This is a genomic window from Anabaena sp. CS-542/02 (genome assembly GCF_028331085.1).
Taxonomy (GTDB): domain Bacteria; phylum Cyanobacteriota; class Cyanobacteriia; order Cyanobacteriales; family Nostocaceae; genus Anabaenopsis; species Anabaenopsis arnoldii.
Map to the genome: position 1 here is coordinate 1 of NZ_JAQMTM010000123.1, position 12902 is coordinate 12902.

A 12902-nucleotide genomic window follows, 5' to 3' on the forward strand; every position below is an offset into this window, starting at 1 on the left:
CATCGAGTTCAATAGCTTGGATGACCTTTTGACGAAGGTCGTAACTGTACGACTTGGGCATATACCTATAGCAAGCGATCGCTTCACATGAAAAGGGACTACTTATAGTTTATGCTTAAATTACCTTGGCTGTTGCTATACCACCAAGGCCAACAATATTTACCATAATTCACCCATAAAGTCAAGATATTAATACAACACCACCATATAGTAAAGGCGGAGTCATTACGATTATGTTTATTTTAAATATTACATATTTATATTTCTCTCGTCAAATGCCACAGAATCGGACTGAACTACCATAGGACTATATCTGAGGAATTAATACCCATCTGGCTGGGCTGCTAGGCGGGGAATTATGGGCAAATATTCCATACCCGGGCAAAGAAACTAGAGTTAGTGGGTTAAGCTTAGTCTAGAAGTTAGACTAGATAATAAAATAATAATTTCTGGTTAGAGTAATTTTTGCCGAAAACATAGGCATAAATTCAGGGCGCAGCTAATGCCACTAGACAAAGGGTAATTATTATGGAAAATGTCGGGAAAAAGTCATTGAGAAAACAGCGTACAGCTGCCTTAGTCGCCAGTTTACTGATGTTACCAGGTATTTTTATGGGTACTCCCGCCTGGGGGCAAAAAGCCGAGGGCGACTCCCTGACTTATGGTCAGTTAATTAATAAGTCTAAACAAGGGGAAGTAAAAAAAGTAGAGCTGGACGAAACAGAACAGATAGCCAAGGTTTATCTCAAGGGACAAGCTCCTGATGCACCACCAATAAGAGTCAGGCTGTTAGCAAAAAACACTGAGTTAATTAACACACTCATAGAACAAGACGTAGATTTTGGTCAGGTTTCCTCTGCTAACAGCAGGTTAGCTGTGGGACTGTTAATTAACCTCATGTGGATTTTACCACTGATGGCTTTAATGTTATTATTCCTCCGACGCTCCGCCAATGCTTCTAATCAAGCCATGAATTTTGGCAAGTCTCGCGCTCGCTTTCAAATGGAAGCAAAAACTGGTGTCAAGTTTGATGATGTCGCTGGGGTGGAAGAAGCCAAGGAAGAGCTAGGAGAAGTGGTGACCTTCCTCAAGCAGCCAGAAAGATTTACTGCTGTAGGCGCACGCATTCCCAAAGGAGTTTTATTAGTCGGCCCTCCGGGTACTGGTAAAACTTTGCTAGCAAAAGCGATCGCCGGCGAAGCTAGTGTACCTTTCTTTAGTATTTCCGGCTCGGAATTTGTAGAGATGTTTGTGGGGGTAGGTGCGTCGCGCGTCCGGGACTTATTTAAAAAAGCTAAGGAAAACGCCCCCTGCTTAATATTTATCGATGAAATCGATGCAGTGGGAAGACAGCGGGGGACTGGTATCGGTGGCGGTAACGACGAAAGGGAACAAACTCTCAACCAACTGCTCACCGAAATGGATGGTTTTGAAGGTAACACAGGTATTATTATTATTGCTGCGACTAACCGCCCTGATGTCTTAGATGCAGCATTGCTCAGACCCGGACGCTTTGACCGACAAGTGATGGTTGACGCCCCAGACCTCAAAGGACGTGCGGAAATTTTGCAAGTCCACTCACGCAATAAGAAGATTGACTCTAGTGTATCCTTAGATGCGATCGCGCGGCGAACTCCTGGTTTTACTGGTGCAGATTTAGCCAACTTACTCAATGAAGCAGCCATTCTCACTGCTAGAAGACGCAAAGAAGCGATTACCATTCTAGAAATAGATAATGCCATAGATAGAGTCGTAGCAGGTATGGAAGGTACGGCCTTAGTCGATAGCAAAAACAAGCGCCTCATAGCCTACCATGAAGTGGGACACGCCCTAATCGGCACACTACTCAAAGACCATGACCCAGTCCAGAAAGTCACACTCATTCCCCGGGGTCAAGCACTAGGACTAACTTGGTTTACACCCAACGAAGAGCAGGGGTTAATTTCTCGATCTCAAATCAAAGCCAAAATTACCGCCACATTGGGGGGTCGCGCCGCCGAAGAAATTGTTTTCGGTCAGCCAGAAGTAACAACAGGTGCAAGTAATGATTTGCAACAAGTTACAGCCATGGCCAGACAAATGGTAACACGGTTTGGGATGTCTGATTTAGGATTATTGTCCTTAGAAAATCAAAGCACTGAAGTCTTCTTGGGGCGCGACTGGATGAGTAAATCAGAGTATTCTGAAAAAATTGCCGCCAAAATTGATTCTCAAGTCGGCGAAATTGTCAACAGTTCCTACCTACAAGCAAAAAAACTATTACAAGATAACCGCGAAGCTTTGGAATATTTAGTTGATTTATTGTTAGACCAGGAAACTATTGAGGGTCAACTCTTCGGAGAAATCGTCACCCAATATACCAAAGTCAGCGATGAAACACTAGTTGTATCTTACTAAGTACACATTCAGCTCGCTCACGCGGGCTGAATATTGTTTCACTTCCCCATAAATTCCGCATCCTACCTAAGTATATAAATCAAAATTTTCAATACATCTCCCAGGAGAGAGGAAAAGCAAATCTAATTAATATTAGAGTCAGTTAAGGCGGCTGCACTGAGAACACAGCAATTAAACGGGTGTAATTATGACTATAGCCATAGATGAAGAACTCCAAGCTAAAGTTGTAGAAAAACTGCATTGGGACGACCGTGTAAATGCGGCAGATGTAGGTGTAACTGTTGATCATACCAAAGTCACCCTACGGGGAACAGTACCTAGTTATCGAGCCAAAAGCATAGCAGAACAAGATACAAAAGAAATACCGGGAATATCGGAGGTAATTAATCACCTACAAGTGCAGTACCCTAGTACAATTCCTGTTCCCATAGATGAAGAAATCGCATCCAATGTAGCCAATGCTCTTAGTTGGGATCCAGATATTGATGCTAACAAAATTGACGTGAGCGTTATCGGTGGGTTACTAACTTTACGGGGGACAGTAGACGCTTATTGGAAAAAATTTCAGGCGCAAGACATAGCATACGCCATTACCGGAGTAATTGATATTATCAATGAACTAGCTGTTGTCCCCACTAAGAGACCAGAAGATGAAGAAATTGCCAGAACTATTGAGAATGCTTTAGAACGCAATACCTTTGTGGAAGCCGAGGATGTCAATGTCATAGTGGAAAATGGTAGAGTTACCCTCACCGGCTTTGTTCCCAATTGGGGAGCGTGGAGAGCAGCACATAACACAGCTACCTATACTAAAGGAGTAGTGAAGGTGGTTGATGGCTTGGCTATTCGTTACCTAGAAGAGCAAGAGTTTTTGGGTGAAGATTAACCTGTACATCTATTTCCCATAGCCCGCCCCGACGGGGTGTTATTGGATAATTGGACAAATTTTATCCTCTTGCTGATCTGGTTTATGGTGCCATCCAGCCAGTAAGTCCCCAATTTGTCCACGTAAAGTCAATAACTGAGTAATTTGGCTATCAATTCGGGACAGTTTTTCTACTAACTTTTCTTTAATTTCACCACAGGGGGGTTCCCCTTGGTCATAAACTGCTAGAATACCGCCAATTTCTTCCAGACTTAGACCTAAACTTTGGGCCCTTTTAATGAAAGCTAACCGGGTGAGCACATCTATAGAAAATTGGCGAAAACCTCCCTCTGTGCGTCCTGATGATTTGATTAAGCCTAAACTTTCGTAATAGCGAATTGTTCTGATGGCAATTCCACTCAGACTTGTTACCTGACCAATTAAAAACAGTTTTTTATCCTGATTTAACACGGTAGACTTTACCCACTCTCGTGCTAAGTATAACATCCTTTAGGACTAGCTACAAGAGTCGCAGACCTATCTAGTGATTATTTTATATTTAATTAATAAGAAAATAACAATTATATTTGCTCCCTGCAATGTGACATCAACAGAGGACTTATCTTGATTAATTTACTTTTACAACTATGTTTCTCGGTACTGAAATTAACCGTTTTTCCCAAATTCTCATGTTATTTCTAGATTAACCGCTTCAGTTCAAGCGAAACTAGAAAATGAATGTTAAGCATAACCTGATTTCAACCCATAAACCGAGAATTTTTAATCATCCTGAACGTTTTGTTGAGGGATGGTACTGGGTGATACCATCAAAAAAACTGCGGGTCAAAGAGGTAAAGCCTGTCAAAGTTTTGGGGAAAGAATTGGCTATTTACCGTGGTAAAGATAAAAGAGCAGTAATCGTTGATGCTTACTGTCCCCATATGGGCGCTCACCTGGGTCAAGGGAAGGTTGAGGGTAATGAACTGCGCTGTTTTTTCCATCATTGGCAGTTTGATGAACAAGGATTCTGTGTTAATATTCCATGTTTAGATCAGCCTATTGCCGTCAGGTTAAAAACTTGGCCAACCGCTGAGAAATATGGCATGATTTGGGTTTGGACTGGAGACATACCCAAACAACCTTTACCCTTTGTTCCAGAGTTAGAAAACAAGGAATGTGATGTGGCTGTTGGTAATGATTTCTTGGTTAACTCTCACCCTAACGCGGTGATGATTAATCCTATCGATGCCCAACATTTTAATACCGTTCACAAACTAGCATCAAAAATTAATTTTGACAACCAAGAAATTAATCAAAATGCTATTATCTTCAGCAATACAATATCTATCGCTAAAAGTTCAATTTTCTTCCGGCTGATTCGTCCTTTGTGTAAAAATATTGTCCAGAATATCTGCTATTGGTATGGTAGCACTAACATTGTGACAGTGCGGACGAATTTATTCCAAGTTCACATTATGGTGGCTCTACGCCTGTTGGAAGGGAGCAAATCTGAAGGTAAAGTTATACTGATTAGTCAGAAACGTGGGGGGATTTCCGGTTGGTTATATAATCGCGTCTTGCTGTGGCTGACTAAAATTGCAGCTAGATATTTGATTAAAGATCATCTGAAAATTTTTCAATCCATTAATTTTGATTTGAAAACTCCCATCAAAGCAGACCATTCAATCACACAATTTGTTAACCATCTGGAACAACAAAAACCCCTGATGTTAAAGACTTGGCAATTAGCGCGATCGCACAGTGAGATCAGAGAACCCCCTGCAACGTGGCGCGATAGCAAATCTAATGATTAGTATAGGCAAATTTCTATAAAAATGAAGTGGCAGAGCCACTTCAATAATTCCCAGGTAGAACCTAAATATGAGTATAACAACTATCCCCAGGAGAAATCGTATAAATTAACACTAAATTTTTCACAATTTTTTCTTTTTTTCCCCTTGGAGTCAGTTCAAAATCGCGTTTGAAACTCCACTACAGCACGACTGTCATCCTCTAAATTAGTGGAAGCACGTAGGCGCAGTTGGTTATTAATTCGATAGTTTATACCCCATTGTGAAGGATCTTTGGCGGTCAAAATTTTAATATTTGAAACAGAAACCTTAGTAGAAATGTCAATACCCGCCTCTGCTGCCAATTCTAAGGTAGAATTGTTTCTTCCTGCTTCGGGATTCTGAGAAAGAATAGTCGGAAATATACGCAGTTCAGTTAAGCCAAAAGCACTACCAAGCTCGTTAAAAGCTGACTGCAAATTGCTAAATACCGCAGATCCGGCAATATTAATCAGGCCTAAAGTAGTATCTCTAGCTCCCTGACCACTGATCGACCCGCCCCCCAACAAAGCGACAATTTCAGTTTGCGATCGCGATGGGCTGCTTGTAAGTTGCAGGACTTCATTTAATTGACTGGCAAAACCTTGGACATTTGCCTCAACTTGAACACTCTCTAAAGCTGCTAACCCCAAACTATTAGGGCGTGTGAAATCACCACTCTGAACTAGGTCTAGTACCTTGGTGACTAACCTCACATCTAATTCTGGGTCAAGGGGTTGACTACCTCTAAAGGTGGCTGTATGTTGGTAACCACGAGCCAGCTTAAACTGTGTAGTAAATAAATTCACCTGACCTTCTTCTAAGCTAATAGTCCCATCAGGTATTGGTTTAGTAAAGGAACCGTTCACCGTTAAGTTACCTGAAGCCGTAAAGCTCAGAAGAGGTGGATTAATAATTGCGACATTTTTACCGAGTTGCAGAGCTAAATTATTAAATATAACCCCTGGACTGGGAGTAGGTTCTTGGAGAGAGGATGACCATTTCAGGGTAGAAGCTTTTGCACCTTTACTATTTTTAGCATCTGGTGGGTTAGCAGCAGCTAATAAAACCTCACCGTTGAATAGATTCACTTGACCGCCAATTTCCGGGTTGAGAGCCGAACCTGTAATCTGTAAATTGCCACTAGCACCTCCTTGGTACAAGCCATCCAGATTCAAAACTAACTCACTAATATTAACAGTCAGGGGATTCTCCAAATTGGGTTGTGCATTGTTGAAAATGGGAATTTCTCCGGATGCTACGACTTTACCTCGGCTGAACCGACCTTCGAGGTTTTCTACTAAAATGCGGTCAAAATCAAACAGTACTTTTCCGGTAACACCTTTAACTTTTTCCGGTAGTATATAAGAACTAAATGTAGCATTATTTACCGACGCAATCCCATTTACTATTGGCTTTTCTAGAGTACCGCGCACTGCAATATCTACGTCTCCCTCGCCCCCTTCAAATACCGCCTGATTAGTCAACAGGTTTAATATTCCTAATCCCTCATTTCTCACCTGAACATCCAAACTAATTTGATTGTTATCTGGTAAGACTGAGGCAAAAGGTAACTGATAGGGGATACTGGCAGTAATATTAATTGGCTGGGTTTCCACAATAGAAACAGTGCTGCCAAAGTTGAAGCGTCCATCAGCATAACTGAAACTGGCTCTAGCTGACTCCACCGAAACCCCATTTAATGTTCCTTCTGTAACTTCTAAATCCCCTTTGGTTTGGGGATTAGCAATGCTCCCGGCTAACGCAGCACTACCATTGAGATTACCTGAAACACCAATTATTGGGAGCTTGAGGAAATTATTTACTAACTGTACCGGAAAATTCCTCACCCGTAATTGACCTGATTGATCATCACCGCCAATATTACCTGTAAAAGACAAAAGGCTATTGTCTACAGAAATTCGTAATGGTCTTAATTGCAAAATACCATTTTGGAAATTACCTTGGGCAATGATGTTGTCAAAACTATAAAAACGACGGGTTGCTTTTTTACCCCAGGTAAAATTTTCACCCTTCAAATTAAATTCTACTGATAAATCCCCGTGGCTGGTAGTATCTAAAGCCATCTCCCCCTCAAAAATTCCTTTTAAATCAGCCAAATCTGGTATAGGACTAGATTTGAGGCGTTCTTCAGCTTGTGCTGTCAACTCGGAATCGATTTTATCAAAGTGTTCCAGTTGGTTTAATAAAGGAGTCGTTTGACTTAATCCCCTGTGTTGAGTTGTCAAATCTGTAGCCGTACCATAGGTAGATGGGGTAACAGCACCCCCTTGTAAATCTGGTAATTCCAATATTTTCGCTACCGTGAGCACATCTTGAATATCACCCTGGGTGACATTCAACTTACCTTGGAGTTGGGGACCTTGGGGAGTTTGAGCAAAATTGCCCTGCATAGCATAACGACTCTGGCCTTTGAGCAGTTCGCTGCTGATCACTGTAGCTTCACCATCACTATAGCGGAATTCCAACCCTAGTCGATCGCCCTTAATCCAGCCAAGTTGTGGAGATACCACTGCTAAATTTCCTCTAGCTGTCAAAGTCTGCTGATTCAGAAGTAAATCCCCAGTCAACACCCCCCTCACCGTACCAGCACCTAGGCGCAGATTTGGCGATGGTCTCAAATTTAAAATGTCTAAAGGAAAGTTAGCCACCTTAACAGCCAAATCATCTCCTTGTGCTTCACCTGTAGCTAAGGACTGTTCCCGCTTGACTAAAAACCGTTGGGGGCGATTTTGAGCATCTAAGCTTAAGGCAATCCTATCTGTATTTCCCGTCAAATCTAAACTCAAACCTCCACCCCTAGCTGACTGAATATTTCCAGTTAAGAAAGGTTCAAAAGCGACATTTTGTACAACCAAATCTCGTAAACCCACCTTTCCTGTCACATTAGGTAAAGGTAAATTCCCAGTGATTTGTCCTTGAAAATCCAGATTTCCCGCCACAGCCAATTGATTAGGCAGACTCATGGGTAAATCTTCTAGGTTATAATTTTGCGCCTGGACTTGGAGATTTAAGTCAGTAATTTTAGGTATACCAGGGATTTGAGCATTAGTAAATATATCACCACTGATATTTAACCCAGTAGCATTAGCTTGTTGAATAGCCAGCTTTTCACCATTCCAAGTTACTGCGGCAATCAAAGGTCTTTCAATAGCAGGGAGACCGCGAGACAATTCCACTTGTCCCGACCCGCGCACATCAGCTAAAGTTGTAGACCCCAAGATACCGGACACCTCGAACTTACCAGCCAAATCACCGCGTAACTGGTCATTGAACCGATTTAATTCCACCCCAGTCGCATCAAACTGCACCTGATAGCCACCGTTAGCTAGTTGGATATGAGCAGCCCTAATCTTACCCCCTGCAACATTTAACTGTCCTTCACCCTGTGCTTGAATGGTTGCTAGTCCAAAGGAATAAACAGACCCGGCTACATTTAATTGACCAGTTAACCCTCCCTGAAATTCAGGTGGTACTGCTACCAACTGTTGTAAAGGCAGATTAGTAGTTTGCAGTTTTGCTCGATATAAACCATGAGCTAATTGAATCTTAGAAGCTGTTATGGTGGCACCGGGGAGACTCAGCCGCCCCTGACCAGTGCCACGTAAAGTGTTGAGTTCAAAGTTTTGTGTGTTACCTACTATTTGAAACTTACCCGCCAAGGAGCCATCCAAGGACGGGGGAGATTCTTTGAAGATGTCCGCTAGTCTCACACCATTAGCAACTAGTTGAGCGGAAAACTCTTGGTTTTGCAACTGGACATCGGAAACTGCAATTGTGCCCCCAGCAATGTTAATTCTGGCATCCTCGGTGCGAATGCTGGCAATTTGAAATGGTTCTACCCTGCCTTCGAGGATTACACGACCATTAAACGCTGCGCCGGTCAAAGAGATATTTTGCAGTTGATTTTCATCTACAAAAGGTTTCAATCCGACACTGGCCGCTTGCATATCCCCTCGCCAAAGCCCATTGGCAAAATTACCAGAACCTCGCACCATACCACCTGCCACATTTAAGAGTACATTGCGAAAGGCGACAGTACCATCTGGGGCGAGAATGGTTTCACCGCTCGCAGGATAGGTGGCTTCATTGGCTCGCCATTTCACTAGAGTTTGCACATTATCAGCAGCACCACTCAATTGGGCTGTGGCGGAAACAGTACCAATTTGAAATAATGTTTTCTTGGAGGGTAGTATTGTTTCATAAAGTTGTGCCATTACCTCCGGTGCAGCGCGAAGCGCAATCGCATCCCCGGAAATATTCTCAGCTGCAAAATTAAAATCTAATTGGGGTGTTGCTCCTAATGTAATTTCGCCAAATCCCTTTATGTTTCCACCAACTGCGGGTTCTGCCTGAATATTTCTCAAGCTAACTAAATTATTATGTGGAATAAATTCAAATTTACTAGTAATATAATTAAAATCTATCTTATCAATGGCGGTTTTGGTAGTGGATACTGACCCTGAGAGGACTGGTTTAGTTATGGGGCCAACTAGTTGCAAGTCAGCTTGTAACTGTCCCCTTACACCTACCGGGAGTTTGATGTTGAGACTTTCTTGAGCATGGGACACACTGACAGCATTGACACGCCCTGTTAATTTAAAGCCTGTATCCAGGTCAATGATTCCTGTAGCTACTAGAGGAATTTTGCTGTAGTTACCAGCAACATTATCTAGTTTTATCTGCCTCCCTTGGAAGCGGATCAGCCCTTGGGTATTGAGAAAAGGTTGCGGTGTCTTGGGAATTTGCATTGTTACCCCTTGCAAGTGGGCAGAGCCGTCTAAGACTAGCTTCCCTGGAATGCCACGCTGGGGCTGGTCTGGGGTGAGTTGAATCTGCAAGTTGCCATTAAGTTTACCTGTTTGTAAGTCAAAAGGTAATTTGATCAGGTCGGTAATTTGATCTGCGGATAAATCTTGCGATCGCAGTTGTAAGTTAGATGCTAATGTTTGGGGAATCACCTCTCCTTGAATAGCAATACTCCCCCCACTATCCGCTTCACCCCTAAGTTGAAACTTAATCAGTTGGTTTTTTTCTAAGAGTTGGGCTGTGCCATTAATTTGTGAAAATCCTACAGGAGTAATAGAAAATTTCTCAGTCTGATCTTGGACTTGATCATCTGCCGGTTGGGGTTTCAATACCAACTTGCCATTGCGAAACCGGAGTTTGTCTAAATCAGTTTTAATCAAACCTGCTTGACCAGGCGGCGAAATTTCAGTAGTAATCCAGCGCCCTTGATCATCTTGTTCAATGTAAATATTGGGGTTAACTAGGGTGACGTCTAGCTGAAGTTGACGCTGAAAAATTAATTGCCACGGGTTAAAACCCACTTCCACAGCATCCACTACAGCTTGGTCTGGGTCTGTGGGTGTAGGAGGGATGCTAGATGCACCAAATTGTAACCCTGTCAAGGAAAAACCTGTAACTTCTCCCAAGTTGACTGGACGGTTGAGTGTGTTGGTGATACTGGTTGCGGCTAGGGGTGTTAATTCTTTGTGGAGGAAATGCTGCAACCGCCATATACCACCCCCTGTTAACAAGGTCATTGGCACTAGCAACAGTCCGCTCAGGACAATGCTACCGCGACTCCAAGCGCCCAACCACAAACGCCTGGGGTGATTCTTGTGGCGTTTCTTGTGAGGGGATGAATGGGAATGATCATTTTGATGGGGAGATTTACTCATTATGGTTTTGCTGATAGGGGAGGATGGCCTTAGCCATTGGCTGGATGTATCCGGTGACTAATGAAATAAATTATTATCATTGGGGGCGTGGTGTTAGCCATCGCCTCTTCCAGGATACAAAACCTATTTTTGATTTGGGGAATGGGATCGACACCCCCCCATATCAACAATCTGAATAAATTTAATCTTATAGCTGTCTGTTTTTCAGATGCACCGCTGAAACCTTTAATAATATTAGGTAGATTCCTAAACACAAGATAGATGATTACGCCCATGCGTGTTTTTGTATTAATTTTCAATGTTAACACCGAAAATGAAGGCATTCACTCAATTCGGGTGGCTGATGCTTCGGCGTCCCATTCCCGAGGTGTACGCAATAAAATTTTGATGTTTGAGTCAGAAGATGATGCTCTGCGCTTTGCTTTATTACTGGAAGCTCAGGATTTCCCTAACCCGACGGTAGAAATGCTCGATGCTGAGGAAATTAAGGATTTTTGTCAAAGTGCTGGTTATGAATGGGAAATTATTCCGGCTAACAGTGATTTAATCATACCCCCAGAAATTAACTTGGATCATACTGACTGGCAAATGTCGGATGCTAGTGAGGACTACCGTTCTCAGCAAGTCCCACCAGCTGCACCAGAAATGTCTGATTCTGAACTAGAAAAAATCCGTCGTCAATTAGAAGGATTATTGTGAGTTAATTGGGGAATGGGGGAAGAAAGGTTTCAATCATACGATTTATACAAGATGTCGGCCATGTCAAATTTACAGGAACGCAGCTATCTATTAACTGAGCAGGTAAATCCTCATAGTCTTAACTTAGACCAGCTTAATTCTATTGAGTTGGTGGATTTGTTTAATCGGGAAGATGAAAAGGCCCTGGCGGCGGTGGCGGCTGCTCAAGTTCAATTAGCTCAAGCCATTGATTTAACCGCAGAACGTTTGAGTCAGGGAGGACGTTTATTTTATGTGGGGGCAGGAACTAGTGGCAGGTTAGGAGTGTTAGATGCTGCTGAATGTCCACCTACTTTTTGTACCCCCCCAGAGTTGGTACAGGGTATTATTGCTGGTGGTGCTGGTGCATTGGTGCGCAGTTCTGAAGATTTAGAAGACCGTAGCGAAGATGGTGAGGCGGCTATTGCTCAACGACAGGTGACTCAACTAGATGTAGTAGTGGGTATTACTGCCGGCGGAACTACTCCTTTTGTTCATGGAGCGCTCAATGCAGCCCGTCAACGTGGTTCTCGCACCATTTTCATGGCTTGTGTACCTACAGAACAGGTGCGCATTGATGCTGATGTTGATATTCGCTTATTAACTGGTCCGGAAATCCTGGCTGGTTCAACTCGTTTAAAGGCTGGTACTGCGACAAAGTTAGCCTTAAATATCCTATCTACTGGGGTGATGGTGAAGCTGGGTAAAGTTTATGGTAATCGGATGGTGGATGTGGCAGTAACTAACCACAAGTTACGCGATCGCGCTTTACGAATGTTACAAGACTTAACAGGTTTAAGTCGCGAAGCTGCCGGTTTTTTACTCGAACGTAGTGGGAAGTGGGTTAAGCTAGCGTTACTCATGCACTGGACTGGTTTGGAAAAGGAGGCTGGCGATCGCTTACTCGCACAACACCAAGGTAATCTCAGGCTGGCTATTGCTAGTTACAAAAATCACCAAAAAGATTAAGAAACTATCAATCTTTTTTGCCGAACATACCTCTATGATTATTTGATTCAAATTCACTCAGATTTGCTCATCTATGGCTAGACTATCCCAAGAGTTACAACGCTACTTTTTTGATGACCACCAATCCCCTGAAGTGACTTTGGCAGAAATTATGTTGCTAGCCAAGGAGCGAGGTTTTGGGTTTTTAATGGTGATTCTGTCCCTTCCTTCGGCTTTACCCGTTCCTGCGCCTGGTTACTCCACTCCTTTCGGTATCCTGATTTTTTTGCTGGCTGTACAGCTAATGATAGGGGCGAAAATCCCCTGGTTACCCCCCAAAATGATGAATCATCCCATAAAACTAACAACAGTCCAGAAATTTTTACAAGCAGGAAATCCTTGGCTCCAAAGGATTGAAGCCATCTCCCGGCCGCGGGGGGG

8 protein-coding genes are annotated in these 12902 nt (G+C 42.9%); 6 read left to right on the forward strand and 2 right to left on the reverse strand.

Annotation, left to right across the window (positions count from 1 at the left end; all coding sequences use genetic code 11):
- Positions 1–528 precede the first annotated feature (528 nt).
- Entirely contained in the window at positions 529–2397 is a 1869-nt protein-coding gene (gene ftsH / locus PN447_RS13490; RefSeq protein ID WP_271763558.1) for an ATP-dependent zinc metalloprotease FtsH, read from the forward strand.
- Between the two features lie 187 nt (positions 2398–2584).
- Complete coding sequence (locus tag PN447_RS13495; RefSeq protein ID WP_271763559.1) at positions 2585–3283, forward strand: BON domain-containing protein; 699 nt, start codon at positions 2585–2587, stop codon at positions 3281–3283.
- A 39-nt stretch (positions 3284–3322) separates the two neighbouring features.
- On the opposite strand, the gene PN447_RS13500 is transcribed toward PN447_RS13495, so the two are convergent.
- The gene (locus PN447_RS13500; protein WP_271763566.1) at positions 3323–3733 is read right to left on the reverse strand and encodes a heavy metal-responsive transcriptional regulator; all 411 of its coding nucleotides are present in this window, start codon (positions 3731–3733) and stop codon (positions 3323–3325) included.
- Between the two features lie 263 nt (positions 3734–3996).
- On the opposite strand from PN447_RS13500, the gene PN447_RS13505 reads away from it, so the two are divergent.
- A complete protein-coding gene (locus PN447_RS13505) occupies positions 3997–5076 on the forward strand; it encodes an aromatic ring-hydroxylating dioxygenase subunit alpha (protein WP_271763561.1) in 1080 nt (359 codons plus the stop codon).
- Positions 5077–5231: 155 nt separating this feature from the next.
- Here the strand turns inward: PN447_RS13505 and PN447_RS13510 are convergent, their stop codons facing one another.
- Positions 5232–10796, reverse strand: coding sequence for a translocation/assembly module TamB domain-containing protein (locus PN447_RS13510; RefSeq protein ID WP_271763562.1), 5565 nt, complete (start codon positions 10794–10796; stop codon positions 5232–5234).
- Between the two features lie 261 nt (positions 10797–11057).
- Between PN447_RS13510 and PN447_RS13515 the strand changes: the two genes are divergently transcribed.
- The 3 genes from PN447_RS13515 to PN447_RS13525 all read left to right on the forward strand — a co-directional run.
- On the forward strand, positions 11058–11495 hold the full coding sequence (locus PN447_RS13515) for a DUF3110 domain-containing protein (protein ID WP_271763563.1): 438 nt from the start codon (positions 11058–11060) through the stop codon (positions 11493–11495).
- A gap of 60 nt (positions 11496–11555) precedes the next feature.
- Complete coding sequence (gene murQ / locus PN447_RS13520; RefSeq protein WP_271763564.1) at positions 11556–12482, forward strand: N-acetylmuramic acid 6-phosphate etherase; 927 nt, start codon at positions 11556–11558, stop codon at positions 12480–12482.
- 73 nt (positions 12483–12555) lie between these two features.
- On the forward strand, positions 12556–12902 hold a 347-nt coding region (locus PN447_RS13525), incomplete at its 3' end, for an exopolysaccharide biosynthesis protein (RefSeq protein WP_271763565.1).

What these genes read in the sequence shown, in the direction of transcription:
- ftsH (WP_271763558.1), top strand. Translation starts at nt 529, where the DNA reads ATGGAAAATGTCGGGAAAAAGTCATTGAGAAAACAGCGTACAGCTGCC.
- PN447_RS13495 (WP_271763559.1), top strand. Translation starts at nt 2,585, where the DNA reads ATGACTATAGCCATAGATGAAGAACTCCAAGCTAAAGTTGTAGAAAAA.
- PN447_RS13505 (WP_271763561.1), top strand. Translation starts at nt 3,997, where the DNA reads ATGAATGTTAAGCATAACCTGATTTCAACCCATAAACCGAGAATTTTT.
- PN447_RS13510 (WP_271763562.1), bottom strand. Translation starts at nt 10,796, where the DNA reads ATGAGTAAATCTCCCCATCAAAATGATCATTCCCATTCATCCCCTCAC.
- PN447_RS13515 (WP_271763563.1), top strand. Translation starts at nt 11,058, where the DNA reads ATGATTACGCCCATGCGTGTTTTTGTATTAATTTTCAATGTTAACACC.
- murQ (WP_271763564.1), top strand. Translation starts at nt 11,556, where the DNA reads ATGTCAAATTTACAGGAACGCAGCTATCTATTAACTGAGCAGGTAAAT.